Source organism: Phaeovulum sp. (assembly GCF_030684035.1).
GTDB lineage: Bacteria > Pseudomonadota > Alphaproteobacteria > Rhodobacterales > Rhodobacteraceae > UBA6213.
This window is the reverse complement of the sequence record NZ_JAUXPI010000052.1, coordinates 32,817-47,907: the sequence shown is the minus strand read 5'-3', so window position 1 is coordinate 47,907 and position 15,091 is coordinate 32,817. Positions and strand designations below refer to the sequence as shown.

At 65.8% G+C, this 15,091-nt stretch carries 12 protein-coding genes and 1 tRNA gene; 7 read left to right on the top strand and 6 right to left on the bottom strand.

Annotated features, from left to right (window positions below; genetic code table 11):
* The 5 genes from Q8J98_RS12270 to Q8J98_RS12250 all read left to right on the top strand — a co-directional run.
* On the top strand, nt 1-406 hold a 406-nt coding region (locus Q8J98_RS12270; protein WP_305294598.1), incomplete at its 5' end, for a hypothetical protein.
* A gap of 54 nt (nt 407-460) precedes the next feature.
* Nucleotides 461-958, top strand: a complete 498-nt coding sequence (locus Q8J98_RS12265; protein ID WP_305294597.1) for a hypothetical protein — start codon at nt 461-463, stop codon at nt 956-958.
* Nucleotides 959-1,104: 146 nt separating this feature from the next.
* Nucleotides 1,105-1,686 (top strand): ImuA family protein, encoded by a 582-nt coding sequence (locus Q8J98_RS12260; RefSeq protein ID WP_305183113.1) that lies wholly within the window; start codon nt 1,105-1,107, stop codon nt 1,684-1,686.
* On the top strand, nt 1,601-3,061 hold the full coding sequence (locus tag Q8J98_RS12255) for a DNA polymerase Y family protein (RefSeq protein WP_305294595.1): 1,461 nt from the start codon (nt 1,601-1,603) through the stop codon (nt 3,059-3,061). Before Q8J98_RS12260 ends, Q8J98_RS12255 begins: the two co-directional genes overlap by 86 nt.
* Nucleotides 3,058-6,399, top strand: a complete 3,342-nt coding sequence (locus Q8J98_RS12250; protein ID WP_305294594.1) for an error-prone DNA polymerase — start codon at nt 3,058-3,060, stop codon at nt 6,397-6,399. The genes Q8J98_RS12255 and Q8J98_RS12250 overlap by 4 nt, the downstream gene beginning before the upstream one ends.
* 649 nt (nt 6,400-7,048) lie before the next feature.
* Here Q8J98_RS12250 and Q8J98_RS12245 read toward each other — a convergent pair.
* Nucleotides 7,049-7,123 (bottom strand) — tRNA-Gln (locus tag Q8J98_RS12245).
* A gap of 100 nt (nt 7,124-7,223) precedes the next feature.
* On the opposite strand from Q8J98_RS12245, the gene Q8J98_RS12240 reads away from it, so the two are divergent.
* Nucleotides 7,224-8,399: an NAD(P)/FAD-dependent oxidoreductase gene (locus Q8J98_RS12240; RefSeq protein WP_305294593.1), complete on the top strand. Its 1,176-nt coding sequence runs from the start codon at nt 7,224-7,226 to the stop codon at nt 8,397-8,399.
* 64 nt (nt 8,400-8,463) lie between these two features.
* Here Q8J98_RS12240 and Q8J98_RS12235 read toward each other — a convergent pair whose 3' ends face one another.
* From Q8J98_RS12235 to Q8J98_RS12225, 3 genes are all read right to left on the bottom strand, one after another.
* Complete coding sequence (locus Q8J98_RS12235; RefSeq protein WP_305294592.1) at nt 8,464-10,140, bottom strand: capsule biosynthesis protein; 1,677 nt, start codon at nt 10,138-10,140, stop codon at nt 8,464-8,466.
* On the bottom strand, nt 10,118-10,777 hold the full coding sequence (locus Q8J98_RS12230; protein WP_305183118.1) for an ABC transporter ATP-binding protein: 660 nt from the start codon (nt 10,775-10,777) through the stop codon (nt 10,118-10,120). The genes Q8J98_RS12235 and Q8J98_RS12230 overlap by 23 nt, the downstream gene beginning before the upstream one ends.
* Nucleotides 10,778-10,929: 152 nt before the next feature.
* Nucleotides 10,930-12,183 (bottom strand): Na+/H+ antiporter NhaA, encoded by a 1,254-nt coding sequence (locus Q8J98_RS12225; RefSeq protein ID WP_305294591.1) that lies wholly within the window; start codon nt 12,181-12,183, stop codon nt 10,930-10,932.
* Between the two features lie 150 nt (nt 12,184-12,333).
* Between Q8J98_RS12225 and Q8J98_RS12220 the strand changes: the two genes are divergently transcribed.
* Nucleotides 12,334-13,143, top strand: a complete 810-nt coding sequence (locus Q8J98_RS12220; protein WP_305294590.1) for an SseB family protein — start codon at nt 12,334-12,336, stop codon at nt 13,141-13,143.
* 30 nt (nt 13,144-13,173) lie between these two features.
* Here the strand turns inward: Q8J98_RS12220 and Q8J98_RS12215 are convergent, their stop codons facing one another.
* Together Q8J98_RS12215 and Q8J98_RS12210 are read right to left on the bottom strand one after the other, a co-directional pair.
* Complete coding sequence (locus Q8J98_RS12215) at nt 13,174-14,088, bottom strand: ABC transporter permease (RefSeq protein ID WP_305183121.1); 915 nt, start codon at nt 14,086-14,088, stop codon at nt 13,174-13,176.
* A complete protein-coding gene (locus Q8J98_RS12210) occupies nt 14,081-15,088 on the bottom strand; it encodes an ABC transporter permease (protein WP_305294589.1) in 1,008 nt (335 codons plus the stop codon). Before Q8J98_RS12210 ends, Q8J98_RS12215 begins: the two co-directional genes overlap by 8 nt.
* Nucleotides 15,089-15,091 lie beyond the last annotated feature (3 nt).

The window sequence follows — 15,091 nt, the reverse complement described above, 5'->3', positions numbered from 1 at the left end:
CCGCGACTGGCGGCGGCTGGAACCGGTGCGCGCTTATGCCGAGGCGCTGGGCATTCCCATCGACATGGCCAACGAAACCCTGCCCAGCCTCTGGCGCCTGCGCGAGATGCAGGGCTTCATCCGCGCCCTGTTGGCGGATCGGACGCGGTTGCTGACGATTCCTGATCTGGTCGCCATCCTGAACGCCCAATCCCAATCCCGCTGGACCGACCTGATCGGCGAAGGCATCGGCACCCTGGCGCGGGAACTGGTCGAAAAGGCCGCCCCGGTGCCTGACCTCGTGCAGTGGTTCGGCGAATGGGCTCGGGATGTGCGGGGCGAACAGCGAGGGCTTCTGCTCATGACCGCCCACCGCGCCAAGGGGCTGGAGTTCGACCATGTCGCCATCATGAACGGCGGCTGGTAACGCCCTTCGCGTGGTGAGGATACGGATGCCCCCCGCCGCCTGTTCTATGTCGCCATGACCCGGGCGCGGGCGGCGCTGACCATCCTCACTGACGGCCCCCACGCGTTTGTCCGCCAAGGCGATGCGGTCCTGTCCCGCCGCATCATTCCCGATACCGCCGCCCTTCCGCGCGCCCGCCTGCGCTATGTGCCGCCTGACCCAAAGCTGGTGGACCTGTCCTTTGCCGGTCGTTTGCGTCCGGGTGATCCGTCGCTTGCCGCTATCGCCACGGCGCGCCCCGGCGACGCCGTTCACCTGATCCGCGACGGCGACCGATGGCGGATCGACAACGCGCAGGGCCAAACACTTGCCCGCCTGTCCCGCGCCTTCGCCCCGCCTGAAGGCACGGCCTTTCTGCGCGGCGAGGTCACTGCCATTCTGACCTGGCGGCGCGAGGACGGGGACGAGGACTATCACCACCTCCTTCGCCGCGATGCGTGGGAAGTGGTCTTGCCCGAACTGGTGTTCGAAACAGATACTGCAACCATCAGGGCGGGCCAGCAAGACAGCTGACTTGCCCTCAGACGTGGCTCTGGCCAGCTTGTCACGTCTCGAAAAGGGTGGCTTCCGATCGGGTCAACCTTCGCCTGGGATTCTCTCGTGCTTGTCCCGCCCTTCGGTGGTTTAAAACCTCTGCGCCCGTGCCATACACTCCTGGCATGTCTCGTGAATTGCTCCCCTCGTTCCCCCTGCGTGCGGCCCGTGTCCATGAAGCGTGCGGCCCCGCCGCAACAACGTTTGCGGTGATCACGGCGGCGCGGACCCCCGGCAATATCCTTTGGATATATGAAGGCTGGCTGCCCGCAACCCTGCATCCGCCCGCGCTGGTGGCGTTTTTCGACCCGGCCCGGCTGCTGCTGGCGCGCGCGGGCAGTCAGGCAGATAGCCTGGCCGTGGCCGAAGAGGCATTGAAGGATGGTGCCGTGGGGCTGGTCGTGATCGAGGTTGCAAACGCGCTTGATCTGCGCGAGGGGCGGCGGCTGCAACTGGCAGCGCGGGCAGGTGGCGGCACCGGGCTTTGCCTGATTCCCGAGGGGATGGGCTCGAACGCTGCCGAGACCCGCTGGCGCGTGGCACCCGTTCCGGGTGAGGGAGACTCGACACTGATGCGTTGGGAGATTATCAAGAACAAATTAGGAACAACTGGAACCTGGCATGTTCGATGGGATGAACAGGCGCATCGTCTGCATGTGGTTTCCCCGGCTGGCGAGCAACCGGGTTCTGCGGGCCTGCCCGATTGACGGCGCTTTCGCCCTGGTGGCGCGGCAGGGCAATGCCGAACGGCTCCACTGCCTGAACGCGCAGGCCGAACGCGCCGGGCTGCACCGGGGCATGGGGCTGGCCGATGCCCGTGCCTTCTGCCCCGATCTGATCAGTCGCCCGGCCACCCCCGAGGCCGATGCGCGTTTTCTCGCCACGCTGCGGCGCTGGGCCATTCGCTGGTGCCCCTGGGTCGGCATTGAGGGTGCCGACGGGCTGGTGCTGGATGTAACGGGTGCGGCCCATCTATGGGGCGGCGAGGCGGCGATGCTGGCGGACATGCGCGCGCGCGCGGCGCGGGCGGGGCTGGACCTGCGGCTGGGGCTGGGGGCGACGCGCGGCGCGGCTTGGGCGCGGGCGCATTGCGGCACCCCCGATCAGCCGCTCGACAGCCTGCCGGTGACGGCGCTGCGGCTGGATGGCGATACCTGCACCGCGCTCGAACGGATGGGCTTGCGCCGGATTGGCGATCTGGCCGGGGCACCACGCGCGCCGCTGGCCCGGCGTTTCGGGCCGGAGCTGCTGCTGCGGCTGGATCAGGCGCTAGGTCGGCAGGACGAACCGATTACCCCCGCGCCCGAGCCGCCGCATTACGGGGTGCGGCTGACCCTGTCCGAACCTGTTGGACTGCTAGCCGATGCCATGGCCGCAACCGAACGCCTGCTTGGCGCATTGTGCGCGAAGCTACAGGCACAGAACGCCGGCGCGCGGCGGCTGGTGCTGACCCTGTTCCGGGTTGATCGCGCCAGTCAGCAGGTCGAACTTCGCCTTGCCGCCCCGCTGCGCGCGCCAGAGCGGATACTGCCGCTTTTCGAGCGCGGTCTGGCCGAGGTGGACGCCGGCTTCGGCATCGACCAGATCCGGCTGGAGGCCACGCTGGTCGAACCGTTACCCGCACAGCAGACCGGGCTGGGTGCCACACCGCAACATGTCGACCGGCTGACCGATCTGATCACCCGGATCGGTGCCCGGATCGGGCTGGAGAATGTGCAGCGCTTCCTGCCCGCCGACAGCCATATCCCGGAACGCAGCTTCCTGATCGTCCCTGCCGCTTATAGCGCGCCCGAGAGCGGCTGGCGCGGCAGCCCGCCCCGACCGCTGCGCCTGTTCCCGCCCGAGCCGATCACCGTCACCGGCAGCGCGCCGCCCGCGCGGTTTCACTGGCGGCGCATGGAGCTGCACGCGGCGCGCGCCACCGGGCCCGAGCGCATCGCCCCCGAATGGTGGCTGGCGGATGAGGGCTGGCGCAGCGGGGTTCGGGATTACTGGCGCATCGACACCCGGCAGGGGCGCAGGCTGTGGCTGTTCCACACGCCGCAGAACCCCGGCTGGTATGTGCAGGGGGAATTCGCATGACTGACCCCGCTGCGGCCCCGGATGTTCCGCTCACGCCCCCAGCCTATGCCGAATTGTGCGTGACCTCGAATTTCACCTTCCTCAGGGGGGCCTCGCACCCCGAGGAACTGGTGCTGCGCGCTGTCGAACTGGGCCTGGCCGCCATCGCCATCACCGACCGCAATTCGCTGGCGGGGGTGGTGCGGGCCTGGTCGGCGCTGCGCAACCTGCGCGCGGATTCCGAACAGCCGCTGCGCATCCGTTCGTCCCTTCGGGTTGACCCTTCGTCCCGGCGGCGGATCGAGGGGCCGGAGCTGCCCGCCCCGCCCCTGCCGCGCCTGCCGAAGCTGATCGTGGGTGCCCGGCTGGTGCTGACCGATTGCCCGGTGGACTGGATCGCGCTGCCCGCCGACCGCGCCGCCTATCACCGGCTGGCGCGGTTGCTGACGCTGGGCAAGCGTCGCGCGGAAAAGGGCGCGTGTCACCTGACGCCGGACGATCTGGCACGGGGCTGCACGGGCATGATCCTGATCGCCCTGCCGCCCGCCGATCTGGCACAGGCGCTGGCTCCGCTGACCAGTCTGCGGCGGTGCTATCCCGGTCATGTTTTTCTTGGGGCCGCGCCGCGTTATGATGGCTCCGATCAGGCCTGGTTCGATGCCTGCGCCAATCTTGCGTTGCGGGCAGGCACGCCGATGGTCGCAGTGGGCGATGTGCTGATGCACCGCGCCGCCCGCCGCCCGTTGGCCGATGTACTGACCTGCCTGCGCAAGGGGATCACCATTGACGCCATCGGCACCCGCGCCCTGCCCAATGCCGAACGCCGCCTGAAAGGGGCTGACGACATGGCGCGGCTCTACCGCAACCACCCCGCCGCCATCCGCCGCACGCTGGAAATCGCGGGGCGCTGCGGTTTTGATCTGGGTGAGCTCAGCTATGAATATCCCGACGAGGTCGCCAGCGGCGAGGTGCCGCAGGACCGGCTGGAGCGGCTGGCCCGCGCCGGTCTGGCGCGGCGCTATCCGCAGGGTACACCGCCCCGCGCGCTGGGCCTGATGGCAAAGGAGCTGACGCTGGTGGCCGATCTGGACTATGCGGCCTATTTCCTGACCGTGCATGACATCGTTGCCGAGGCGCGCGCGCGCGGCATCCTGTGCCAGGGGCGCGGCTCGGCGGCCAATTCGATCCTGTGCTATCTGCTGGGTATCACCGATGTCTCGCCCGAGATGATCGGCATGGTGGTCGAGCGATTCATCTCGCGTCACCGGGCCGAACCCCCCGATATCGATGTGGATTTCGAGCACGAACGCCGCGAGGAGGTGATCCAGTGGATCTATGAGCGCTACGGGCGCGAGCGCGCCGGGCTTTGTGCGACCGTCATCCATTTCCGCTCGCGCGCCGCAATCCGCGAGGTCGGCAAGGTCATGGGCCTGAGCGCCGATGTAACGGCTGCGCTTTCGGGCCAGATCTGGGGCATGTCGAACGGCGGTGCCGACCCCGACCGGATCCGCGAACTGGGTCTGGACCCGCGCGACCGGCGCCTGTCGCAGACCCTGCGCCTGATCCGCGAGATTATCGGCTTTCCCCGCCACCTGTCGCAGCATGTGGGCGGTTTCATCATCACCCGTGGCCGGCTGGACGAATTGTGCCCGATCGAGAACGCCACGATGGCGCGGCGCACCTGCATCGAATGGGACAAGGATGATATCGACGCGCTGGGTATCCTGAAGGTGGATGTGCTGTCACTGGGCATGCTGACCTGCATCCGCAAGGCGCTGACCCTGCTGGAGAGCCACGAGGGCCTGCGCCACACGCTGGCCACCATTCCGCAGGAGGACACCGCGACCTATGACATGCTCTGCCGCGCCGATGCGGTGGGGGTGTTTCAGGTCGAAAGCCGCGCGCAGATGAATTTCCTGCCCCGGATGCGGCCGCGCACCTTCTACGATCTGGTTATCGAGGTTGCTATCGTCCGTCCGGGCCCCATTCAGGGCGGTATGGTCAAGCCCTATATCCGCCGCCGGCAGGGGCTGGAAGCGCCCGAACCGCTGGGCCCGGCGCTGGAGGGGGTGCTGCAAAAGACCCTGGGCGTGCCGCTGTTTCAGGAACAGGCGATGCAGATCGCCGTGGTTGGCGCGGGCTACACCGCCGAAGAAGCCGATCATCTGCGCCGCGCGCTGGCCACGTTCCGCCGCATGGGCACCATCGGCCAGCACCGCGACCGCTTCATCGACGGGATGCAGGCCAACGGTTATCCTTATGAGATAGCCGCAGCCTGTTTCGCACAGATCGAGGGGTTCGCCGAATACGGCTTTCCCGAAAGCCATGCTGCCGCCTTTGCCATGCTGACCTATGTGTCGTCCTGGCTGAAATGCCATCACCCGGCGGTCTTTGCCTGCGCGCTGCTCAATAGCCAGCCGATGGGGTTCTATGCCCCGGCCCAGATCGTGCGCGATGCCCGCGACCATGGGGTCGAGGTGCGGCCGATCTGCGTGAACCGCTCGGACTGGGACAACACGCTGGAGCGGCGCGGCGACGGTGTGCTGGCCCTGCGGCTGGGCTTTCGCCAGATCAAGGGTTTCCGCGAGGAAGACGCGAGCCGGATCGTCGCCGCGCGCGACAATGGCTATCCCGATCCCGAAAGCCTGTGCCTGCGCGCCAGGATCGCGCCCGCTGTGCTGGAGCGCCTGGCCGAGGCCGACGCCTTTGCCGGTCTGGGACTGACGCGGCGCGATGCGCTGTGGGCAGTCCGCGCGATCCGCGCACCCGTTGCCCTGCCGCTGTTCGGCCCCGATGGCGAGGGGCTGCGCGAACCTGCCATGACATTGCCCACCATGCATCTGGGCGAGGAGGTGGTCGAGGATTACCTCGCCCTGCGGTTGAGCCTGCGCGCTCATCCGATGGAGCTGCTGCGCCCCGCACTTCCCGGCCTGACCCCGCATGACCGACTGGCCACCGTCCCGCCCGCCCGTATCAGCGTTTGCGGCCTGGTCATCACCCGCCAGCGGCCCGGCACCGCCTCGGGCGTGATCTTTCTGACGCTGGAGGACGAAACCGGCGTTTCGAATGTGGTGGTCTGGCCCAGGGTCTACGAGCGTTTTCGCCGCATCGTCATGGGCGGGCGGCTCTTGCGCGTGACCGGGCGGCTGGAACGCGAGGGGATCGTGGTGCATCTGATCGCCGATCTGATCGAAGACCTCTCGCCCCGGCTGTCCGAACTGGGCCATCCGATGGATGGTGCCGTGGGCATCACCAACCCCGCCGCCGACGAGGCCCCCCGCCCCCCGCGCCACCCGCCCCGTGCCCGCCACCCCCGCGAACAGGCCAAACGCCTGTTTCCCAGCCGGGATTTCCATTGAGGGGCGAGGCAGGGGCTTCACGAACCGCAACCTTGCAGTAGGGGTTCAGGAGGCCGCGAAATCCCCTTCAGCGCATCGCCGCTCCCGGTTCAATGCCTGTCACCGCAACCTTACCACGGCAGGCACGAACGGCGGGTCTGGCAAAGCCGCATCGCAGAACGTTGCCAGTGGCGCGTGACGGCAATGGGCCGACAACGTCGATGAACGGGGCCGCGTGAAGGCAAGACCCATGCTGCGATGCAGCATGACCGCATCGAGGCCATGGCGGTAGGACGTGGCGAAGCAGATGCGCTTCACCTCAAGATTGCGACCACACCTAGGAGCGCTGATTCCGACTTTGCCAGCCCGCTCCCTGCGCATCTGCATCACCGCCGCGCAGGTCGGCCCAGGTTGCACCTGCTGCGAATGACCGCTTCGTCCCGCATCGGCAACATTACCCTTCGCCAGACACATTTTCGCAGCGCTTGATGCCAGAACCGACCACTTGCGGACGGCGGGGCACACCATCTTGGCCCCGCCTGCGGGCCGTGCTCCCTGCCTGTAGCAAACGCAAGCGCCAGGACATCCCCGCCCCCCTTGGGGCACCCTCGCCCGGGCCGTGCAGGCAACCGCCCATGTCGGGAAGCACGGCCAAGCTCTGAGGATTGTTTGGCTGGGGCGGTAGGATTCGAACCTACGGTACACGGTACCAAAAACCGATGCCTTACCACTTGGCCACGCCCCAACCGTGCGCGGGTGTTTAGCCAAGGCTCGGGGGGGCCGCAAGGGGAATTTGCGCCCGATTGCCATTGCGCGGGCGCTGCGCGCCGCGCTATGGGGCGCGGATGGAACGGTGCGATGTGGCAATTCTGGGTGCAGGCGCGGCGGGCATGATGGCCGCGATCGAGGCTGCGCGGCGCGGGCGACGTGTGGTCGTGATCGACCACGCGCGGGCCCCGGGCGAAAAGATCCGCATATCGGGCGGCGGGCGCTGCAATTTCACCAATCTTTCCACCGCGCCGGAACGGTTTCTTTCGCGCAATCCACGCTTTGCCCGCTCGGCGCTCAGCCGCTTCACGCCGGGCGATTTCATTGCGCGGGTCGATCGCGCCGGGATCGGTTGGCACGAAAAGACGCTTGGGCAGCTGTTTTGTGACGGCTCGGCCACGCAGATCGTGCGGATGCTGACCGATGAAATCCGCGCGGCGGGGGCGAGCCTGCGGCTCGGCGTGGAGATCGGGGCGGTGCGGCGCGAGGCGAGTTTCGTGATCGAGACGAGTGCCGGGCCGCTTGGCGCGGAAAGCCTGGTGGTGGCGACAGGCGGCAAGTCGGTTCCAAAGATGGGGGCAAGCGGGCTCGGATACCGGATCGCCGAAGGCTTTGGGATCGGGCTGGTGGAAACGCGCCCGGCCCTGGTGCCGCTGACCCTCGCCGCGGCAGAGCTTGCCGGGACAAGCGCTTTGGCCGGGGTAGCGCTGCCGGTGCGGATCAGCTCTGCCCGGCAGAGCTTCGATGAAGCGCTCCTGTTCACGCATCGTGGCATTTCGGGGCCGGCGGTGCTGCAAATCTCAAGCTATTGGCGCGAGGGCGAAACGCTTGTGCTTGATCTGGCACCGGGGTGCGACCTCGCGGCGCTTTTGCGCGCGGCGCGGGCCGAGGCGGGCCGCAGCGCCGTGCATAACGTGCTGGCGCGCTGGCTGCCCGAGCGGTTGGCGGTATTTGTCGCCGCGCAGGCGGGGGTGGCGGGGCGGTTGGCTGATCTGCCCAACGCGGCGCTGGACCGGCTAGCCGCGCAGGTCAATGGCTGGCACCTGCGCCCCTTGGGCAGTGAAGGCTATCGCACCGCCGAGGTGACGCTGGGCGGCGTCGATACGGGCGCGCTCGACGCGCGCACGATGGCGGCGCGCGCGGTTTCGGGGCTTTACTTCGTGGGTGAGGTGGTCGATGTGACCGGCTGGCTGGGGGGCTATAATTTCCAGTGGGCGTGGTCTTCTGGCTGGGCGGCGGGGCAGGTGGCGTGAGCCGCGCCCCGCCGGGGGCGGGTGCCCCACCGGCAAAGATGGTCCTGCCCGGCACTGATGGAAGTCAGGCGGCGACCTGTTCGCGCAGGATCGAGGCGGTGAGCGAAAGCATCAGGTAGATGCCGCCAAGGATCAGGAAGGCGAGGATGGTGTTTTCAAGGGCGCGCGGGTAGGTGGGCTCGTCGGGGGCCACCGGGCGCACACCCATGCTGAGATACCGCACCTGCTTGTTGGCCTCGATCCGCGCTGTTTCAAGCTGCTGCGCTGCCTGACTGAGCATCAGCTGCCGGGTTTGCAGATCGGCGTCGGCAATGCGCAACTGGCCAGTCACCGCGGCAAGCGAGGTGGTGGTCCCATTGCGTTGGGTCAACTGCGAACGCAGTTGCGCGATCAGGGCTTCCAGCCGCGCAATATCGCCCCTGACCCCATCGACCCGCGCCTGGTTCGGCTGCGCGTTGTCCAGAAGCTGCTGCAACGACAATCGTTTTTCCTGAAGTTGCACTTCGAAGGTGGCGACTTGCTGCATCACCATGCTCGATTCGGTAACCGGGTCGAGAATGCCAAGCTGTTCTTGCAGCTCCAGCACCCGGCTTTGCGCCGCGAGCACCTTGGCCTCGGCATCCGCATAGCTTTCGCGCGCGCCCTTCATCTGGTCTTCGCGCAGCCGCTGGGTAAGCTGGTCAACCTGCGCTTCGGCATAGCGGATGAGCGCCTCGGAGAATTGTGCCGAAACCTGCGGGTCCGCCGCTATGACCTCCATCTTGACGATGCCTTCGGTCGGGTCGTAGGCGATTTTCACGTTGCGTCGGTAGAGCTTGTAGGCCTTTTCATTGGTTGCTCCGGGTTCAAGCCGCTGCAACGGGTCGATATTGTCCTGGCTGAAATGCGCCTTGAAGCCAAGCTCCGCATCCAGACGAAGCATCGCATCGCGCGATTGCAGGTAGCTTTGCACGGTGATCGAATCCTGGCTGGTAGCCATGCCGGTGCCCGAAAACAGGCCGCCAAGCCCGCCTCCGGGCTGGTCGGCCTGCTGGATCACGAATTCGGCGCGTGTGGCGTAGAGTTTTGTTGCCATTGCAAAATAGTAGTAACCCGCCAAGAGCGTCGGCAGCATCACGAAAAACGCGAGGCGCGTGAACAAAAGCACCACCCGGCGGCGGCGGCGGCGCACGATGTCGCGTTGCATGGCAACGATTTCGCGCGCGCGGCGGTCCTCGGTCATCGGTTCGGCAGAGGGCAGGTTGGCACCCGGCCGCACCGTCTGCGGCAGTTGCACGCGGGCATCGGCCCCCGGCCCGTCAATCCGAGCGAGCGCCATGCTGCGCGCCGCATCGGCGCGATCAGGCTGCGATGCGACAAGGTCAAGCACGCCGGTATGCTGAAACGGGTCAATGCCGCGGCGGCGCAGCAGCCGTACGGCTTCAAAGTCAGATGCCGCCTCGATCCCGTGTTTTTGCGCCACGCGGCGCGCCATGCGCAGCTGACGCCCGCTGAGGCCCTCGGCGCGGATTGCGCCGATCTCGTCCTCGGGGCTGGCCGCAGTTGGGCCAAGCACCCGATCTTCGGCGGCGGTGGGAAAGCGCTGGTTGCCAAATCCATCGTCAGTGGGGGCAAAATAGGTCTCGGCAACCGCGGCGACAGCAGACACTGCACCGGGTGCCGCGGCCGCTGCTGCGGGCGCGGCCAACACCGGCACGGCGCGCCGGATGCGGAACTTCTTAGCCTTGGGTACCGTAGTCATAGAGCTGTTTCGCTTCTTCCAAGGTATCGAACATATACAGTTGCCCGTCGCGAAGCACTGCGGCGGAGCGACAGAATTTTTCAAGCGTCGTCGCCTGATGCGAGACCACGACCACGGTGGAGTTCTTCAGCCGATCCCGCAGTATTTCGCCCGCCTTGCGGTTGAACTCCACATCCGTGGTCGAGGGCATGCCCTCGTCGATCAGGTAGATATCAAATTCGAGCGCCAGAAGCAGCGCGAAAGTGAAGCGTGATTTCATGCCCTGGCTGTAGGTGCCCACCGGCATGTCGAAATACTCGCCGATCCCTGTCAGCCAGCGGCAGAATGCCTCGACATAGTCAGGGTCGAGCCCGTAGAGGCGGGCGATGAAACGGGCGTTTTCGTTGCCGGTATGCTTGGGTACGACGCCGCCCATGAAGCCCAGCGGGAACGACACCCGGCACGTCTTGCGGATCTCGCCCTCATCGGGCTTTTCAAGCCCTGCCATCATGTTGATGATCGTGGTCTTGCCGGTTCCGTTGGCGGCGAGGATGCCAAGCGAATTGCCAAGTTCAACCCGGAACGTGGCGCGGTCAAGGATCACCTTGCGGCTTTTTCCGGTCCAGAACGACTTGCTGACATTGACAAACTCGAGCATTCCGCGCTTTCGGCCCCGGCGGCTGACATGGCGCACCCTAGGGTGCCTTGCTTAACGAAGCCTCTACCCGGGCAATCGGGCAACATTATGTCTCGCAGTCGGTGCAATATGCAACCGTTAGCGCAATTGTCGGCTGATACGAAACAGCGCGCTCAGAACTCGCGTCGCTCAACCCGCATCAGCTTGCCGACAATGACCGACACGAAGGCTGCGCCAAAGCTGAACAGCGCCCCCATCTTGGCCGCATCCTGCACCGCGCCGCCAGGGAAAGCCACCGAGGCCACGAACAGCGCCACGGTGAAGCCGATGGCCGCAACGCAGCCGAGCACGACAAGATCGGCCATGCGCATGCCCTCGGGCAGGCCAAAGCCGAGCGCCCGCGCCCCGACCCAGCCCATGATGAAAATGCCCAGCGGCTTGCCGATCAGCAGGCCGGCAGCCACCAGCCACGTTGGAGCCCCGATCGCGCTGAACTCGACACCCGCGTTGAACAGGCCGAACAGAAAGAGCACGATTTCCACCGGGTATTTCAGCCTGTGTTGCATCCAGTTCAGCAGGTCTTTGAGATATGACTCGGCTTCGGCAAAAATGCCATAGGGGCGGTCGGCATGCGGTATTGTTGCCACGATCGGCAAAAGACCAAGCGCCGGGTGAATGCCTGCGCGCATGAAGCCATACCAGCTCAGACATCCGGCGACGAGATAGGGCCAGAACGACAATTTCTGTCGCATCCAGGAGGAATTGGGGCGCATCTGATTGTGCCGGTCAAGCCGCCTCGGCAGATCGTTGGCAAGCAGATAGACCAGAAGCGCAGCCCCAAGTGACAGCAAGAGCCAGACCGGTGCCAACTCGCCCGTCGGGTAGAAGATCGCCAAGATGATCAACCCAGCGGCGTCATCGGCGATTGCCAGAAGCAACAGGAACCGGATCGCCGGGTGGCCCGCGCCAAAGACGATACGACCGACAAGATACGAAAACGCGATATCGGTAGCGGTGGGTATTGCCCAGCCCCGGCTTACGGTTTCATAGACGCCCAGCACCGCCGCAAGACCAAGGTAAACCGCGACCGGTCCCAGCATCCCGCCCGCCGTGGCAATCAGCGGCGTCATCGCCTTGTGCCCGCGCAATTCGCCGTTCTTCAGGATCACCGCCTCCCAGACTTCCTTGCCCGCCATTGCAAAGAAGAAGGCCATCAGGATGTCGTTGACCAGAAAATGCGCGGTCAGGGTGCGGCTGATATGGCCGTCGGCGGCGTGCTCGGCTCCGATGAAGAAATTCTGGATCAGCGGATAATCGACCATTGCGTGGTAGCTGTGGGGATCGATATTGGCCCAGACCAGCGCCACCGCCGCGCCTGCCAGAAGCAGCAGCGAATAGCTTGTGATGAAGTTCCAGACCCTGTACATGCCAGCCTCCCCCGCAGTCTTGCGAGTTTGTATGCGATCGTATGGCGGGCGCGCAACAGCGCCGTTGCCGCGCCCTGCGGCTTTTGCTTGCCCTGCGCCCGGGCCCGGTCTAGGGGGGCGCATCCCGCGCCCCGCACGAAAGCCGTCTTGATGCCCAAGCCAACCGCCTATGACCTTGCCCATGCTGCTGCCGAGGCAATGCCTGAAGACGGCGCGGCCCGGCTTGCGCTTTACAACCACATTGCCGATGCCGAGTTGTTCCTGCTCTTGGAGCACGAACCGGCAGGCGATCAGATCACCCCGCAGGTATTCGAGACCGAAGCGGGCGACTATGTGCTCGCCTTCGATCTGGAAGAGCGGCTGAGCGCCTTTACCGGCATTCCGGCCCCCTATGCGGCGCTGCCCGGTCGGGTGATCGCGCAATACCTTGTGGGCGAAGGGGTAGGGATAGGGCTTAACCTCGGGGTCGCCGATTCTGCCATGCTGCTGCCACCCGAAGCGCTTGACTGGCTGACCGAAACGCTGAGCGAGGTGCCGGAGGCGGTCAGCGGCACACCCGAAGCCTTTTGCCCGCCTGCGCTTGGCCCCGCCGCGCTCGGCGCGCTGTTGACGGCGCTCGATGCGAAATTCGCCCATCTTGCGGGCTACGCCGCGCAGGCGCTGCTTGCGGGGGTCGCCTATCAGGGCGGCAGGCAAGGGCACATGCTTGCCTTTCTCGGCGCGGTCGCCGGGGCGGAACCGGCGCTGGCCAAGGCGGTGGGCGAAGCATTGACGTTTTCGGGGCTGGAGGCGGGCGAACTGGACGTGGCATTTGTTACCGGCAGCGAAGCGCTGTTCGCCCAGCTTGCCGAGGTGGCGCAGGTGTTCGATCTGCCCGCGCCGCCGGTTGAAACCGACCAGGTCATCGAGCCGGGTGCCGCGCCCGGCATGGACCCCGACCGCCCGCCGATCCTGCGCTGAGCCGCGTTGCCGCGCCGCGCAAGCGCAGGCTCAGCGGCCCCTGATCCGCGGGTCGAGCGCGTCGCGCAAACCGTCGCCGATGTAGTTCACGCTCAGCACCGTCAGCGAAATCATCACGCCCGGCAAGATCACCCGCGCCGGGTAAAGCTGCATCGCATCCACCGCGTCGAACAAAAGCCGCCCCCAGGTCGGAAAGTCCGGAGGAAACCCGAGCCCGAGAAAGCTCAGGGCAGATTCGGTGATGATCGCGCTGGCGATGCCGAGCGTGGCCGAAACCATGATCGGGCTCATCACGTTGGGCAGGATGTGGCGGGTTATCATGCGCCGGGGCGGGGTGCCGATCGAGCGCGCGGCCAGCACGAATTCCGCCTCTTTCACCGCCAGCACCGAGCCGCGCACGATCCGCGCGCTTTGCATCCAGCTGGTGGCACCGATGGCGGTGACGATCAGGATGAAAATCCCGGTCTCCGGCCCGAAGGTGCGCGACAGCGGCTCGCGAAAGAGCGTCACCATCAGCAGCAGCAGCGGCAGCAGCGGCAGCGCCAAAAACAGGTCGGTGCCGCGCATCAGCAGGTTTTCGAGCCGCTTGAAATAGCCTGCCAGCACCCCGATCGTAGTGCCAAGCGTGATCGAAAGCAGCATGGCGGTCAGCCCCACGGATATCGAAACCTTGCCGCCCGCCATGATCCGCGCCAGCATGTCGCGGCCAAGCTGGTCGGTGCCGAAGGGGTGCAGCGCCGAAAAACCCTGGTTGCGCGATCGCAAGTTCACATATCCCGGATCCTGGGTCCAGAACCACGGCCCGATCAGAATCAGCGCCAGGATCGAGAAGAACACCGCAAGGCCAACCAGCGCGCCCTTGTGGGTCTTGAACTGATCCCAGACATCCCACCACTGGTTGCGGGGGGCGCGGCGTTTGGTGGCGGCGGCGGCGACATCAGTCATAACGGATCCTCGGGTCGAGAATGCCGTAGAGGAGATCGGCAATCAGGTTGAAGGTCACGATCAGGATCGCGAAGATGAAGGTCAGCGTCATCACCATCGGCAGGTCGTTCGAGTGGATCGAGGTGATAAGCTGCTGACCAAGCCCGTTCACCTTGAACACCTGCTCGGTGATGATCGCGCCGCCGAAGATTGTCGGGACACCAAGCGCGATGACGGTGACAACCGGAATCAGCGAGTTCCTGAGCACATGCACGAGCACCACGACGCGCTCTGTCAGCCCCTTGGCGCGGGCGGTGCGCACATAATCCTGGTTGAGGTTGTCGAGCATCGATGAGCGCATGAAGCGGCTGATCTGCGCGGCATTGTAAAGCGAGAGCACCATTACCGGCATCGCCATCTGGCGCACCTGCTTGAGAAAACTCGCCCAGTCGGTGACCCGGTGCGTGGTGTCATAGATCGAGGGGAACCAGTGCAGCTTGACCGCGAAGACGATGATCAGCACCACACCCGAAAAGAAGGTGGGCACCGAAAAGCCGATCATCGACACCAGCGTTCCGATCTGGTCGAACCAGCTATATTGGCGATAGGCGGAATAGATGCCGATCGGCAGCGCGATGGAAACCCCGATCAGATAGGACATGCCGACCACGGTCAGCGTCTGCGGCACCCGTTCGGCGATGATCTGCATCACCGGTTGGCGCGACTGGAACGAGATCACCCTCTGCATGCCTTTGGCGTAATCGGTGCCCCACACATAATCGACGAGGTTCAGCGGCTCGACCCAGAAGAACTGCTTCATCCAGAGGAAGTACCGAACATACCAGGCGCTATCGAGGCCAAGGGCCGCACGCATCTTTTCCTTCACGTCGGGCGGCACGGTCAGCGGCACATCCCCCAACGGGTCGCCGGGGGCGGCCTCCAGAAGCATGAAGATCACCAGCGAAATGATCAGAAGCGTCGGAATCGCGATCAGGAATCGTCGCAGGGCAAAGTTGAACATCGG